Consider the following 16,641-nt stretch of genomic DNA (forward strand, 5'->3'; position numbering starts at 1 on the left):
GAATAAACTTTTGTAAAATACATACGAGGGAATCCTCATATTTTACAGAAGGGAGGCCAATAATTATGGCCAATAAAATCAATGTGAAGCTCATCTTAGAGCTTCGTGCAGCTGGATTGTCACGAAATACAATAGCAGCCACGCGACATATTTCAAAACGCTCTGTCAGTGATGTAATACACATCTCTGACGAGAAAGGCATCAACTATAATGATGTCAGATCTCTTCCAGAAGAGACAGTCTATCGGATGTTCTATCCTGATAAATTTGCAGTAGAGCAACTGTATGAACATCCTGATCACGAGTACGTACATCAGGAATTAAAACGAGTTGGAGTTACACTCAAGCTTCTTTGGCAAGAATATCAGGATAAATGTAAAGCTTCTGGCAAGATTGCAATGGGATATACAAAGTTCTGTAATGGATATGCTGATTACACCATTGTTAGTAAGCTCACTAATCACCTAGAACATAAACCGGGTATTGTAATCGAAGTAGACTGGTCTGGTCCTACAATGAGTTACGTTGATACGTCCACCGGTGAAATCATGAAGGTTTATCTATTTGTAGGAACGTTGCCTTATAGCCAGTATTCTTATGTAGAGCCAACTCTTGATATGAAGATGGATACATTTATCCGTTGCCATATCAGGATGTATGAATACTTTGAAGGCGTTACAACAAGACTTATTTGCGATAATCTTAAAACTGGTGTGGTGTCTCATCCGAAAGATGGCGAAATCGTTCTTACTGCTGATTATGAGGCATTAGGAGAACACTATATGACCGCCATTATGCCAGCCGGAGTTCGTAAACCTAAGCAGAAAGCTTCTGTAGAAGGTACCGTAGGAAAGATTGCTACTGCCATCATCGCAAAGCTCCGAAATGAGATGTTCTATTCTTTCCCTGATCTGAAAGCAGCCGTTGCCAAGAAACTTTATGAGTTCAATCATGAAAACTTTCAAAAAAGGGATGGTAGCCGATACGATTCTTACCTTGATGAAAAGTCCGCATTGCACTCCATTCCTTCCATTCCGTACGAAATCGCCACATGGGTTTACGGACGCAAGGTGAACATCGATTATCATGTTGTGTTCGAATACAATCGCTATTCCTGTCCTTATCAGTATGCACACAAGAAGGTTGATCTAAGGATTACCGATACCACGTTAGAAATCTACAGCGGTGAAAATAGGTTATCCACACATAATAGATTTCCTGCCAATCGTAAAAATCAGTACTCCACTCATGCGAAGGATATGCCCGATAAGTTCAAGTTCAATCCATGGGATGATATCAGAATCAAACACTGGGCAAACTCCATTGGAAAGCATACTGCTGAAACAGTTGAACGTATCTTTGAATCTGTGAGCATAAAAGAACAGGGCTATAATCCTGCTCTGGCCGTTCTGCGTTTAAGCAATAAGTATTCGGAAGCACGCCTGGAAGCTGCCTGTGAATTCGCCATTACAAATGGAATTAAAAAGCCCCGTTACCACCATCTTAATTCTATTTTAGCCGCCAATCAAGATGTATTATATCTTGAAAGCAAGACGACTAAATCGAAAGAAACACGCAAGATGGGATATCTTCGTGGAAGTGATTATTACGGAGGTGGTAACAATGATTAACGATGAAACTAAACGCAAGCTGCGTGAGTTAAATATGTCCGAAATTATAGCGGGACTTGAGTACCAGCAATTAGAACCAGCTACAGTATCCTTATCTTTTGATGAACGGATTCAGCGTCTTACCGATTATGTATACCAGGAAAAGTATAACGGTAAAATCCAGCGGCTAATTAAATCGGCAAAACTTCGATTTCCTCAAGCTGATATCCATAGCCTCTATTATGATGGCAGGCATCTGGACAGAAATCTTTTAAGCGAGCTTTTTAGTTGTCAGTACATAACTCATTATCAAAGCATTGTCCTTCAAGGACCTACAGGTGCAGGTAAAACTTTTCTTAGCTGTGTGTTCGGTAAGCAAGCCTGCCTCGGACAGATAAAAACCAAGTATATACGTTTTCCAGATCTATTGATGGAGTATGGTGATGCATCGCTTGTTCAAGGGCAACAGAAAAAGCTCCTTGCCCGATACGGGAAAATTCCTCTGCTTATTATAGATGAATGGTTAGTATCTGACCTTTCTGACAGTGAATTGTACTTTCTCTTTGAGCTAATGGAGAGACGATCAGATACAACCTCCACCATCTTCTGTACTCAGTATAGAAAAGATGATTGGATAGCTCGTATGGGTGAAGGCATTCAGGCAGAAGCAATCGTTGATAGATATGCTCATTCCGCATACTGGATAGAAACTGGAACGATGAATATGCGAGAATACTGCTCTAAAAATAAGATTCAATAACAAATCAGGTGGAGCCCAAAGGCGAACCGCTGGTTCGCAAAGGAAATCTAGTGGAGCGGAACAAGGATCCGTTCCGGATCCTCCACCGCGAAATAATCATTTTCTGCAAAATTCAATACACTCTTGCTGAGTATTCCGGCTCCTTTTGAGCCATCTGTCCGGACTTAGGGAGCCACCCTTCCGGTGTAACAGAGCCACTATTCCGGTCATTAGGAAACCATCATTCCGGTCGTGGAAATCACAATACCGGATTCATAGAAACCATTACATAGATTCCTTTATACTGTAGATATGCACCCGTTGGTGTAAATACAGATAAAGGAGGTCATAATCATGACCAAATACCGCGAAATCATCAGACTAAAAAGTCTGAACTTCAGTGAACGAAACATTGCTCTTAGCTGCAGTGTTTCCAGAAATACTGTGTCAAAGATTCTTAAAAGGGCTGATGAGTTGAACATCTCATGGCCGCTTGGTGAACCAATGACAGATGAATCCTTAGAGGATTTGATGTTTCCCAAGGACAAATCAGTTATGAACAAACGCATGCCTGACTATGCCTATATCCGAAAAGAGTTATTGCGCAATGGCGTAAGCAAAAAACTCTTGTGGAGTGAATACTGTGAGGATTGCCGTATGGCAGGTGAAGAGCCTCTTATGTATTCTCAGTTCTGCTATTACATCCAGCTGGATGAGCAAAAACGCCGGGCTACCATGCATATCCCACGAAATCCTGGTGAACAGGTTGAAGTTGACTGGGCAGGTGATCCTGCTCACATCATTGATCCTGACACTGGTGAAATCACAGATGTATGGATTTTTGTAGGTGTCATGACTTACAGCATGTACGCCTACGTGGAAGCATTCATCAATCAAAAACAGAAAGCATGGATTACTGCTCATGTCCATATGTATGAATACTTCGGTGGTGTTGCGAAGATTCTTGTGCCAGATAATTGTACCACGGCTGTAAATCATCAACGAAGTGACTGGTACACACAAGCACTGAACACTACATATCATGAGATGGCGGAATACTATGGAACTGCCATTATACCAGCAAGGGTTCGTAAACCCAAAGATAAACCGACTGCGGAAGGAACGGTTAATAATGTATCCACATGGATAACAGCCGCTCTGCGCAATGAACAGTTCTTCTCACTGACAGAATTAAATGCTGCAATAAAGGAGAAGCTTGAACAGTTCAACACGAATGCCTTCCAGAAAAAAGAAGGTAGCAGACGTAGTTTATTTCTTGGGGAAGAAATGCCATTACTGGCGCCATTGCCTGCTACCCGCTTTGAACTGTGTGACTGGAAAACAGCCACCGTTCAGTTCAATTATCACATCGCAGTAGACAAGATGTACTACTCTGTGCCCTTTCAGTATATCAGAAACAAGGTCGATGTGCGTATAACAGAAACAACGGTAGAAATATTTATAAAGCACCATCGAATTGCCTCACACAGACATCTTTATGGACGTCCTGGACAATACTCAACGGTTGCAGAACACATGCCAGAAGAACATCAGAAATATCTGGAGTGGAATGGCGACCGCTTCCGTAAATGGTCTGATCAGATTGGACCATACACAAATAAAGTTGTAAATAGCCTACTTACCTCGGGTAGAGTGGAACAACAATCCTACAGAAGCTGTATGGGATTGTTGAAACTGGCTGAAAAATATTCAACAGTTAAGTTAGAGACCGCATGCAAAAAGGCTCTCAGCTATTCCAGTTCACCCAGTTACAAAAGTATCAAAAATCTATTGGTCACGCTGAAGGATGAAGGACTTCAAAAACCAGAAGCCGAAGGGGAAAATAATCCATACGGCATCACCCGCGGAGCCAGATACTATGGAGGTAAGCACAATGATTAATCAAAGTACAACCGATAAACTGATCGAAATGCGTCTTACTGCAATGGCAGATGCATTTCGGATCCAGATGGATGACAAATCAATGAAGGATGTCCCATTTGAAGATCGATTTGGCATGCTGGTGGATGTCGAATACACAAACCGAAAAAATAATCGATTAAAGCGCCTTATTCATCATGCTGAGCTAGAACAATCTGATGTCTGTATTTCTGGAATTGACTACACATCAGGACGAAAGCTGAACAAATCACTTATCAACCGTCTGGCCACTTGTGAATATATCGCCGAATACCGGAACATTTTCATTACCGGTGCAACCGGAAGCGGCAAGACCTACATGGCCTGTGCTTTTGGTATGGAAGCCTGTAAACAGTATTTTACCGTTAAGTATGTGAGGCTTCCTGATTTACTGCTTGAACTTGAAACGGCCAGAAACGAAGGTTGCTTTGCAAAGGTGCTTAGCAAATATACAAAGCCGCTTCTTCTCATCATAGATGAATGGCTTTTGTTGAAACTAAACGAATCAGAATCAAAAAATCTATTTGAGTTGATTCATAAACGCAGGAAAAAATCCTCTACCATCTTTTGTTCCCAATTCCGAGAAGAAGGTTGGTACGAACGCCTTGGAGGTAATGATAACCCTCTGGCAGATGCAATCATGGACAGAATTGTCTATGATGCATACAAAATCAATATCGAAAGCGTTGACCCGTCAAAAGATATCTCGATGAGAGAGGTCTTTGGCATGGATATGGATCAAGCACAGTAACTCTTAATATTAAGTGGCTCCGTTAGTCCGGATTGGTGGCTCTCGCCACACCGGACAGGCGGCTCCGCCGCAACGTAATATTCACTCTTGCTCTTTTCCTTCAGGAATAATAAACCCTTTTCCCTTAATCAACGTAAGCTGTTCCTCAAAAATCTTTGGTTCTTTCAATATCAAGTTCACCCTTTTCCGTATAAAAAAATGTCTCCCCATGGGACACATCACTTGCGTGAGAGGTGTGGGGAGTCCTGTTACTATTATAATATGCCATGGGTGTGGAAATGTCAATCCTGTTTTACATTCCTATGCAAAAATTTTGTAGGATTACAATACATGTGTTACAAAACTAAATAATTAAAAGCGAGAATACCTTTTTGTGTTATATTTAAGTCACCACAACAAAAACCTACACAAAGGAGAGTACTCTCGCATGGCTAGTATAACACAGGATATGAGGTATCGTCTATCGCTCATTCATTACGCCGATAAGTATGGCGTCTCCAAGGCTGCTGTCAGATATAAGACCAACAGACAGTATATTTACCGTTGGAAACGTCGTTTTGATGGTTCCCTGGAATCCCTTAGGGATCGTTCCAGAAAACCTCACCATCACCCCAACCAGCATACCGATGCCGAAAGGAAGCTCATCTCGGATATGCGTAAACGCAATCCAGATGCCGGACTGGTTGTCTTCTGGGTCAAGCTCATGCAGCGGGGATACTCCCGCTCCATCCCCGGACTCTATCGCTTCCTGAGAAAACAGGGCATTCTGGCACAAAGACCTCAGAATCCCAAGTATATCCCTAAGCCTTACGAAGCCATGAGCTATCCCGGACAGCGCATCCAGATCGACGTCAAATTTGTCCCTTCTGTCTGCCTGACAGGTGATGCCAAAGGGAAGCGTCTTTATCAATACACAGCCATCGATGAATTCTCCCGATGGCGTTTCGTGGAGGCCTTTGAGGAACACAGTTCTTATTCTTCTTCACAGTTTTTGGAACACCTGATCAAAGCGTTTCCCTTACCCATCGAGTGTGTGCAGACCGATAATGGACAGGAATTCACCAAGCGGTTCGCTTCCTATGGTGGTTCCGATAAACCGACTCTTTTTCAGGTAAATCTCCAGCAGCATGGCATCCGTCATAAGTTGATCCGTCCCTTCACTCCAAGACATAATGGAAAGGTAGAGCGCAGCCACAGAAAAGACAATGAACGCTTTTATGCCACCCATCGGTTCTACTCATTGGAGGACTTTGGCAGACAGTTAAAGATCTATAACACAAGGGATTATAACCGCTTTCCCATGAGACCCCTTGGATGGAAATCTCCAGCAGAGGTATTAAAGAATTATTTACGGTCACTGTAACATATGTTTGACAAACCTACAGTTTTACATTCCTATGCAAAAATTTCACTTACAATTTTTTTCACTACTAAATTGTCTAATTTGGGACAAATACTTTTTACTTTATTCCTGCTACTACATTCTTAATTTGCACTTAATATACTTTTATACTTGGCTTTAAAATCTTCAAAGCTTTTTTCAATTTTAATTTGAAAATCTGGCAAATGAACAATTGTTGGATTATATGTCATTGTTTGAAATTTATCAACTATTGAATCGGTTAATGGTTCAACAGAATTACGAACTTCCATTAATTTACACATGGTCAGTAAATCAATCCTACGCAAATAATAATGTTCAATATCATTACTTTCAAAATGACGTAAGAATGCTTTTAACGTTCCATTCCAGCTTATACTCTTATCATCAACAAAAGGTAAACAACTCCCCATAATTGTATCTGAATAATACGCTAAGTGATAACCTCTATTAGCACTATCATACTCATCTTTTTCCAATAACACAGAAAACTCTTCTTCCTTATTTAAATCGCCCGCCTTAATTGCGCCAAAATAGAGTGATAGCTTTACTGAAATATGTGATTCCATATTAAAAGCTTTCTTTATTATTAAATCCCTAGACGGACTATCCAATCGTGAAATATGATAAATTGCATGAACTCTTTTAGCTACCGCAATAGACGAATCATCTCCTAAATTGTCAGTGTATTGAGTATTAATATTCTGTATTATTTTTTCTTTAATATCTGGATTAGCATCATTCAAAATTTGTCTAAAATTCCTGTTAATTTCTGGGCGAATAACATATTCTAAGAATTCTGGATAAGGTTCATTTTTACAAACACATGCCATAATCAACGCATTTGCCACCAAAAACTCTAGAAACTGTTCATGAAATGTACCATAAACTATTTCATTATTGGCAATATCAAATATTGCATCGAAAATAACCTCATTCACTCTATCCCCTGTTCCAAACTGATGGTCTTTTATTAGAAGATCAACAATTTCATTGACTTTCAAAAGTTTTTTCTCTATTTTTGCTTTATAAACATGCCATGCAAAATAAGACCATATTGAAATAATATCCTTTTCAATTATTCTTTTATTTTTAAGTCGCGAAACTTCTCTTTTAGCCATTTGTTTAATGCATTCTTGAAATAAATTAATTCTATTGGTCACCGCACCAGGAATTGTCATTCTATTGTCTTCTATAATCCACAATAACATAGTTATAAGTAATGGATTATCAACAATGCCACTTAATTCCTTATTCTTATTAATTAATAGCTGTATTTTTGAAGCATACTCCTTATCCTTATTCTGACATTTGCAAAAATTTTCTATATATCCTTTAGCTTTATCACTATCCCATTTTTTGATTTTTATACGTGTGTTAAATTTATTTGACAAATCATAATTACTAACATAACGTATCGCATAATGACTTCTACTTGTTAACATTAATGGAAACTTAAATATGTCAGAAGACGCAATTTTCTTTATTTCCGCTTCGGATAGTTCTTCTGCTATTTCATCAAACCCATCTAAATAAAAGTATGGATTAAGAGTTCTTGTTACCATATAAGGATAAGGTTTGAGTTGTAAATTTTCTATAAAACATTCAGCTATGTAGTTATCCAAATTAAAATGATAATTTCCGTCTTTATTTTTAAGCCATAAATATAAAGGTGGAGAATATGTATCTATTTTACATTTATATTTTGATACATGACTCAAAAAACTCTTAGCCAGTATAGTAGTTTTTCCATAACCAGCTTCCCCATATATCAAAATAGACATATTCTTTTTTAATGTTTCAACAATACGATTCTCAATCTCCATCACACTTTCATCAATTTCACCCGACTCAATTTCATAAGTTGGTTCAATATAGTATCCTCTTTTAAATACATCTCCCAAAGACATAGAGAAACCAGTTGATGTCTTTCTAGCATTAAGTATTTTCACCTGCTCATCTATTATTTTTTCAATCCAAAACCTCGATAAACCTTCCAGTTTTCCCTGTATTTTGGCTAATATGTCCGGTATGGAATCGAAGAAACTAATCCAGTTACTGCAACCTAATGTATGATATGACTCTTGTATAGTATTGATAAAATGTATTACATTTAAGTTTTCCGCATATTGCGGTTTATATGATGAATCAAACTCATCTCTACTTTTTCCAGATTCCTTAAAAATTCTATTATATAAGTGTCTATCATCCCAAGCTTTATTTGATACAAAAACCAAACATGGTTTTTTACTATTTATAACAGATAAATATTCTTCCTCAGTTATAGAAATTTCGGAATCTTCATAATATATTCCACCATATCGTTTATCAATAATAAGAATCGCAATATCCGAACGTTGCAATGCAACTATACAAGATTCATGCGAATGTAAGTTAGGCTCAACCGGAAAATCAGCCATTTCGAATGCTGACGCAATAATATCATTTTTTTTATTCAACTCATCTATTATTGCCAATCTATATTCCTTTAAATCATAATCTGTTGATAAAACTGCCACTACCCAATCCCTCAAACATATCACCCCTATTTCTTCCTAAAAATTATAATTTCTTCATAATCAACACCGCCTACCCTAACAACTTTATAACTTATTTTTCGGCTTGTCCTAAAAATCTCCTCAAATCCATGATTATTTATTATCAAATTAATCAAATCACTAACCGTGTCATAATCCTGTGTAATTTTTCCTTTCCCTTGTCCTACTATCAAACAGAAATACTTCTTTGATTTAAGTACACGATTGACTTCTGAAATCACATCATTCATAGCAGAATAAAAATCATTCACTACAATTGAAGGATTTCCATTTCGTCGACTTCGTGATCCGATTTCATTTGCTACTGAACTTTTAAATTCCTCCGTTGGGAAAAAAAAGTTAGTAAGTCTCATTGTTTTCACATAGTCTTGAGCACATAAATATGGCGGTGAAGTAACAACCAAATCAACACTAGCATCATTTATCCAATCCAGTTTTCGTGCATCTCCCTGATAAATCTGTGATTTGTTTATCAAACTCAAAATATTATTTTTTTCATTTACTGTGTAATATTGCTTGAAAAAATCATCAAATGCTAATTGTATTCTTTCTAACATTGCAAAATATGCAGAAATTGCATTATAATACAATATTTTTTTGGGCGCGCAATTATCTGTTACATAAGTAAAATGCCCACGTTGAGAACAAGTCTCTTTTAATATTGAAACTAATGCAAACTTTCTCACAAAATACGTTTGTTCTTTTGTCACTGACAATAATTGTTCATAAATATCCAAAAGCTCAATTAAAGTATCAACATGATACCATAATATTACATCTTTGTTTACATTTAAGTTTTCCAATCTCATTAGAAAATCATTAGGATAATACTTCGAAATATCTTCAAAATTTTTACCCTCATATGTATCTACTTCATTTGTTCTATTCTTATTTTTTAAAAGAAGTATATCCTCATTATAAACCCTCGTTATTACATCCCTATTATTTCCACAACATTCCATCATCTGAAATATATTATTAGCAATATCAAAAGCAAATGGATTTAAATCATTATATATAAATTGTCTATTTTGTTTTATTGATTCTACTGCTGTTGTACCTTTCCCGCCAAACGGATCAAGTACAGTATCACCTTGTTTTGTTAACAGAGCAATCAAAAATTTCGGAATAGGGGCTGGAAAAGTTGCCGGGTACCATGGTATTGAATTTAAATCCAAAGGATACTTTGTACTACTATAATCAGAAAAGTCCCAGTTGATTTGATTCAGTGTTTGTAATAAATTCTCCACTCTCGTCACCTCCATATACTGTAACTTTATACTGTTGTAATATACCCTTTTCAAGATGTTCAATCATTCCATTTAAATCTTGTCTTCTAAAACTAACACTTTTTCTTTTTGAATCATTATCATCTTCAACAACTTTAAAGTTTGAATTGCTATAAGGAGTAAATAAACCCAATAAAGCACCTTGAGCTAGTACTTCTTGTTCATCAATTGCAATTTCTTCATTCCACAATATAGCTTTCTCCTTTATTTGCCGTTTTCTTTTATCTGGATAAAAATTCGCAATAATTGGCTCTAAAAAATTCGAATTAATTTTTTGCTCACTAATACCTAATGTTGAAATATAATACTCTCCCGCTTCTTTTTCGATTTCTTTTATATTTTTATTGATGTAATGAGAAACACCTAACCCACTTACATAGAGCACTCCAATACATAAAAAAGGTTTATTAAGTAGTACTCGTTTCATTATTTGACTGCTTTTCGTATGTTTCAACAGATAATTATATGTAATACTCGAATCAGTCAGCCGCCAAGAATTAATGTCTAGTTTTTGAACATCATTATCTTCTTCCAACAAAAGTGATATGGCTTTTTTTATCATAGTTTGATACGAGAAGTCATCAATACTTTCGAAAATAGCTGTGTATTGAATATCTCGAATTTTCTGCCACTTCTTTATTTCAGATGAATAAAAACCATTATAATATATTTTATTTCCTTTTCTCAAAAATGCATTTGCAAGATTTTTAGCCATTTCATCACTCTCAAAAGACAATATCCCCATCGCTGAAGTAGCTCGAATAATATTATCTATATTATCAAGATCCATTCCATCGCTATTAATTAATGGCGAGAGCACTTCATTTCTATCTCCAGCTGCTAGTTTTGCTATTCTAAAAATATCTATACCTAATTTTCTTGCCTGTGAACTCTGGCATACACTTCTTATTTTTAAACCTTCTCCATGATAAATTTGCGCCAGCTCTCCGTCAAACGAGCCTGTATTGCCAATAATCAAATTCTTTAAATTCACTTCATGATCAAAACCAAATTTTGCTTGCAATACTTCTTCCATTGCATGAGCAAAAGGTGGTGTTCCAACATCATGGTATAAACAAGCAATCATCAGCTCTAAAGTTTCTCGTTCATCAAGCTCAAGTGCTTTTGCACATATACCTGCCAAATAGCAAACCCCCAAAGAATGTTCATATCTAGTAGCTGTAGAAAATGACGGAAATGCCACAAATTGATTATTAGCCATTCTTACCTCTCTTAATCGTAGTAGACCAGGACAATCTAATAATTCTAATATAAGTTTTGGAAACTTAAGTTCTTTATATAATCTATCATAAATTTTCATTATCTTTTCCTTTCTTCATATTAAATCTATCAGCTACCATAGCAGAATTCTTATATTTGGAATCCGCATAAAAGTTTTTATATGCAAGATCTACTAATTGAAGTAACTTATCCCTATTAACAAACTGATTTTCAAAAACAATTTCCCCCCAAGGTAATGTATCTGATACAATATAGTCAACCCATGCACGTTCATCTTCAAAATAAGAATTATATATTGGTGTTCCTGGATATATAAACAACGGATTATAATGCGCATAGTCCAAATGCATTTTTTTAGAATCGTCTATTATTTTCATTATATCACTGATGTTTTCATCTTCTCCACCTAAAATAAATGTACCAGCAACAATTATATTTGATATTTTTTTTATATGTTCTATAGCTTCAGACAATCCTTTTAAAAAATTGTTTTTCCCTATGTACCGCAAACCCTCTGAACTTGTTTTTTCAATACCAATATTAATTTGTCTGCATCCATATTTTTTTATTAATTGAATGGATTCATCTCTTAGTTGAATTAGTATATCCGGTCGTATTTCCATTTGCCATGTAACCTTAGCATGTTGATTCTCCAATTCATTACAAAAATCAACTATATGTTTATTTACATTTTTTATATCAGAAAAAAAACAATCATCGTAAAAAATAATATCGTCAACATAAAGTTTTGTTTCTAAATATACCATTTCATCAACAATACTCTTTACACTTCTTTTTCTGAAATTTTTATATTTCATATTACCTGAAACACAATATTTACACTTATATAAACATCCTCTTGATGTTATCATTGATGCTGTAATTTTATCAGAATCTTCTTTACACCTTCTTCTTGAAATAATATTTTCAGCAAGTGATACTCTCTCTGGAAATGCTAAGCTATCAATATTTTCAATTTCATTGAAATATATATTTTCTTTTGTCGTAATTTTATTGGATACCGTAATACTTCTCCCACTTTTCAAATTACAAATTGCTTCAACAATCGCTTCTTCCCCATCACCTTTAATTATGTTATTGAGTCCTAAATACTCAAAAAAGAACCACTCCTGATTATCAATTGACGCAAGCGGTCCTCCTGCAAATATCCGATCAATATCGAAATTATCTTTACAACAATCAGTGATAATTTTTAGTGCTTTTATTTGTGTTGTTATGCATGGTCCAATTCCTACAAGAAGTGGCATATATTCTTTTAGTTCTTTATTTAATTCGGTTTTTAATTTTTTCAAGTCTTCTTCAAAAAATGAGGATATTATTTTTGTACAATCAATTACTTTACAAATATATCCATTTTTCTGCGCTGCAGAAATAATATATCCTAAACCTAGCGGAAATATTGATCCGCTACCACTTCTTTGATGAAACGGTGGATTAATCAGTAATAAATCTATTTTTTCCATTTTTTATTTTCCTTCGTAATTATATGCTTGTGTGTAGCTGTTCAGCACCCTCACAGTAACTCTATCGATGCCACTGCACAGAATGGATAAAGCCATCCATTCTGGTACTAAATACTCGAATCCACTTCATGTTTCTCGAGGCTGTGAATAGCTACGTTTGTTTTAATTTTGAGTTTGTTTATGCATATTATTATATGCATAAACAATGCTACGAGTCCAATATATATAATAGCGTTTACTTCTACTAACTAAAATATAAGTTAAACCAATCAATACCACTACAACGCTCAATAATGCTATAATTAATTGTAAATCTCTCTCAATCAAAAATTCTATACAATAACTTATAACATATGCTAATAGTAATATCATCGTAACAGCCAATGTACTGCATGTATTATAAATAACATTTAATTTCACATATTTTTTCCCAAAATCATTTGCTTGCACATCAGAATTTATATAATTAAATATTTTTTTACTTTCCTGCTTTTTTTTATCTATATCATCAGAAAAAGATTGATGATTATTTATTTTAGTAAAAATAGGAATAAAATCATCTATTTCTTGTTGATTAAAAACTTTTCCTTTCGAACATAATAAAAACTCTGTCGGCTTACCTGAATAAAATATAACTTTTTTTAAAATACTACTTATTTCATGTAGTATAAGTCCAACCAAATATGAAGCAACGAGAATCATAAAAAACTCGTAAATATTTTGAGGATAATAGATTGATACATTGAATATACAGAAGATTTTTTCCATAAAATAACTAGTATTCTCTATCAAATTTGGTAACAATTTAATATACTTATGTAAAGTACTTAATCCTCCAATAAATACAATTCCCGGAAACATAATTGTCCAAACATCATACAATCCCAATTTTTCAATTAATTTTTCCAAATTTTCATCCCCCAAAAGTCATCTTTAATATACATATTAATTATATTTGTATATCCACATTACGATTTGTAACTTATATTTTATTCATTTTCCAACATTTGTTTTTCTATATTATTACAATACCCATTAAATTATATTGTATCAAACTTATATCGCAATTACAAATATAATATTATTTTCACCTAACTACATTCTTACATATTAATTTGGTTTTAATCTATAATGATCTGGTGCTTAAGTATCTGCTTAAAGGAGAGTATAAAATACTACAGGGAAAAGTTAAATTAGCTACCATAGAAATTCTCATCGCCTTATTGATTTGCATCAGCATTGTTTCATTTGTGTGGAAAGATATCCTTATATAGAAAAAATAACAGTATAACAACCCAAGCAACAGCTACTAAGATTAGCGCGGCGGCTAATCTTACTTTCCCGTAAGCAAATGTACTCTTTATCTTCTTATATCTTGATTTCGATAATACCAACTTGGTTCACTGTTTTTCTTAATTGCTTCTTCCAGCCTACAATACTCTTCTGTTTCATCTGAAATATACTGATACGTAATTCCGATTGACTTAAGCTTTTCGTGGAATTGCTTAATTGAAGCAAGCATATCATTACTATCAATTCCAATCCATTCAGCCTTTTCCTTATCTGTCATAACTTCATAGATTTCTCTTGTAACAAGCTGCTCTCGTTCTTCTGGTTCTTTCGCTTTCTCGACAATTTCAGAAGTAAAATCAACTTCTTTATTAGAATACTCACCAACTGGATCAGTTTCCTCGGTAACCGCTACTTTTGCACCAGAATCTGCTTTGAATGTCTCTTCCTTATTCTCTATAGTAAGCTCATAACAATCATTTGAACTCCAATTTACACTCTCAGAATAATCCTTACTTACCGTAACATTAATCTTATCTTCCTTTCTCTCTTCAAGAACCTTCTTTTCCTCTTTCTTCATATACCATGGCTTTTTAGGAACTTTCACATCATACACATTTTCAATTTCAACACTCTCTGGAACAAAAAGCCCAACATAAAGTACTTCTTTCAGGCAACGATCTCCAATCTTGATTTCCTTCTGTAATCTCTTCTTTTCCCGTTTAATATCTTCCAGCTGCTTCCGATATTCTGGTTCCGTAGAAATAATAGAATCCCAATCATGATTACGCGTTGACTTTCTTTTAAATTCCGCCCGCTCCTGATACAAGGATTTCTGTTTCTCTGTCATCCGTTCTAAATCATACTTAGCTAGTCCTATAATACCTGCTATGTCCGTAACACTCTTTACATCTTTTCTGCAAAGAAATAAGTACTCCTCCTGTAACATATACATCCGCTCCAAGTCCTCTTTAAAACAGGCTGATTTATACTGAAATCTACATTTCTCCACCACACGCATTCGATAAATCTTTCCATAGAACTTCTGCTGATAGGTATTCTTTGGCTTTGGCAGATATTTAACATCTGGTGTTAATACCCTTGGTGATTCATATTGATATCTTCCTTTTTCAAAAAACTCTTGCAGATTTACTTTGGAAAATTCCTCACTAATGGTATCTAATCTCCGAAATCGTCTCATTTTATCTGCTTTCACAGCCAAATGAGCACCTTGTTTTAAGACATATCCTAATTCCTCTAACAGATAAAGGAAATGCTCATAATCATCTGCTACCCCACGACAATATTTCACATCGGCTTCAATAAATTCACTCCAAGATTGTTCCTTTTCCCACTGCTTTCGATTCATATTAATAGGATCTTTGCTGTATTCTGCTGGCATAATGGAAAGACCATATTTCTCACATAATTGATTGGTTATCGGCTGAATCTGATGCTTCCAATCTCCCTTCTTATATTCGTATTTCTTACCCGTATTCATATTCACACTGTTAAAGACCAAATGCCCGTGACAATGCTCCTTATCAGAGTGAACGCTATACACCGCCTCATAGTTCTCCCCCAAAAAGTTCTGTGCAAATTCTCTCATGAGTTCTAGTAACTGTTCCGGTGTTCCTTCTCCCGGAGGACAGGATATCACGAAATGATATCCCTGCCTTCCTCCCATCTTTCCATATAATTCTTTGGTTCCAACCATCTGTTCAAAAGCAAACTTTGGAACACAATTCCAACCACCAACCAGAACACCACTTTCTGTTTTGGATTCATTCATAATATAATCCAAAGCATGTTTCAGATGATTTGTGATTTTACCTTTCTTTCCAGCCCCTATATTCATAATCTTGGTTATCGCCATAACTGAATCAACTCCTTTAACAAACCTAAAATCACACCTAATTGCATACACATCTGGTCAATTCTGCTCTGTGGAATATATTTATTTTCATTCGCCCACTTTGCAGCCTGATTTACATTCGTAGCAACTCCTGTTATCTGTCGTATAATGTTCTGTCTGTCACGAATATAATCTGTGTCAACACCACCACGCATAATTAAGTGCCTGATATATTCACTTTCCGACATGCCAGCCGACTTTGCCCCATCTGCTAATTTCTGCAATTCCAATTCCGATAATCGAAATGTCCTATTCTGCCTTGCCATACCTACTTTTCTCTTTCCCATAATAATCTCCTCTTTGAATTATTTGTTTACGTGCTTTACATCCTGAACACTTTTCTCAATGTAAGATAAGTGCTGAGATTTTTTGCAAGATACGGATTTCGCATTGCGAAATCCTATCGGGCACTAACGCACCCTTATCTTGTTAGGGATTTCATCCCTAATACCCTGGTATATT

The 16,641-nt window shown here is 35.5% G+C and carries 12 protein-coding genes; 5 read left to right on the forward strand and 7 right to left on the reverse strand.

Annotation, left to right across the window (positions count from 1 at the left end; all coding sequences use genetic code 11):
* The first annotated feature begins 116 nt into the window (after positions 1-116).
* The 5 genes from istA (RBB56_RS04205) (at position 117) to RBB56_RS04225 (ending at position 6,383) form a co-directional block, all read left to right on the forward strand.
* Complete coding sequence (gene istA, locus RBB56_RS04205) at positions 117-1,631, forward strand: IS21 family transposase (protein WP_306721152.1); 1,515 nt, start codon at positions 117-119, stop codon at positions 1,629-1,631.
* Positions 1,624-2,370, forward strand: coding sequence for an ATP-binding protein (locus RBB56_RS04210; RefSeq protein ID WP_306721153.1), 747 nt, complete (start codon positions 1,624-1,626; stop codon positions 2,368-2,370). The genes istA (RBB56_RS04205) and RBB56_RS04210 overlap by 8 nt, the downstream gene beginning before the upstream one ends.
* Before the next feature lie 333 nt (positions 2,371-2,703).
* On the forward strand, positions 2,704-4,251 hold the full coding sequence (gene istA / locus RBB56_RS04215) for an IS21 family transposase (RefSeq protein ID WP_306721154.1): 1,548 nt from the start codon (positions 2,704-2,706) through the stop codon (positions 4,249-4,251).
* Positions 4,244-5,020 (forward strand): IS21-like element helper ATPase IstB, encoded by a 777-nt coding sequence (gene istB, locus RBB56_RS04220; RefSeq protein ID WP_306722088.1) that lies wholly within the window; start codon positions 4,244-4,246, stop codon positions 5,018-5,020. The genes istA (RBB56_RS04215) and istB overlap by 8 nt, the downstream gene beginning before the upstream one ends.
* 448 nt (positions 5,021-5,468) lie before the next feature.
* The gene (locus RBB56_RS04225) at positions 5,469-6,383 is read left to right on the forward strand and encodes an IS481 family transposase (protein ID WP_306722089.1); all 915 of its coding nucleotides are present in this window, start codon (positions 5,469-5,471) and stop codon (positions 6,381-6,383) included.
* 122 nt (positions 6,384-6,505) lie between these two features.
* Here RBB56_RS04225 and RBB56_RS04230 read toward each other — a convergent pair whose 3' ends face one another.
* The 7 genes from RBB56_RS04230 to RBB56_RS04260 all read right to left on the reverse strand — a co-directional run bounded on the left by RBB56_RS04230 (position 6,506) and on the right by RBB56_RS04260 (position 16,466).
* Positions 6,506-8,935 (reverse strand): DUF4062 domain-containing protein, encoded by a 2,430-nt coding sequence (locus tag RBB56_RS04230; protein ID WP_306721155.1) that lies wholly within the window; start codon positions 8,933-8,935, stop codon positions 6,506-6,508.
* 11 nt (positions 8,936-8,946) lie between these two features.
* A complete protein-coding gene (locus RBB56_RS04235; protein WP_306721156.1) occupies positions 8,947-10,209 on the reverse strand; it encodes a DNA methyltransferase in 1,263 nt (420 codons plus the stop codon).
* Complete coding sequence (locus RBB56_RS04240) at positions 10,160-11,569, reverse strand: HD domain-containing protein (RefSeq protein ID WP_306721157.1); 1,410 nt, start codon at positions 11,567-11,569, stop codon at positions 10,160-10,162. Before RBB56_RS04240 ends, RBB56_RS04235 begins: the two co-directional genes overlap by 50 nt.
* Positions 11,556-12,974: a B12-binding domain-containing radical SAM protein gene (locus tag RBB56_RS04245; RefSeq protein WP_306721158.1), complete on the reverse strand. Its 1,419-nt coding sequence runs from the start codon at positions 12,972-12,974 to the stop codon at positions 11,556-11,558. The genes RBB56_RS04240 and RBB56_RS04245 overlap by 14 nt, the downstream gene beginning before the upstream one ends.
* Before the next feature lie 162 nt (positions 12,975-13,136).
* Positions 13,137-13,883 (reverse strand): hypothetical protein, encoded by a 747-nt coding sequence (locus RBB56_RS04250; RefSeq protein ID WP_306721159.1) that lies wholly within the window; start codon positions 13,881-13,883, stop codon positions 13,137-13,139.
* Positions 13,884-14,334: 451 nt separating this feature from the next.
* On the reverse strand, positions 14,335-16,140 hold the full coding sequence (locus tag RBB56_RS04255; RefSeq protein WP_306721160.1) for a relaxase/mobilization nuclease domain-containing protein: 1,806 nt from the start codon (positions 16,138-16,140) through the stop codon (positions 14,335-14,337).
* Entirely contained in the window at positions 16,131-16,466 is a 336-nt protein-coding gene (locus tag RBB56_RS04260) for a plasmid mobilization protein (protein ID WP_306721161.1), read from the reverse strand. The genes RBB56_RS04255 and RBB56_RS04260 overlap by 10 nt, the downstream gene beginning before the upstream one ends.
* Between the last annotated feature and the right edge of the window lie 175 nt (positions 16,467-16,641).

This window comes from Kineothrix sp. MB12-C1 (genome assembly GCF_030863805.1).
Classification (GTDB): domain Bacteria; phylum Bacillota; class Clostridia; order Lachnospirales; family Lachnospiraceae; genus Kineothrix.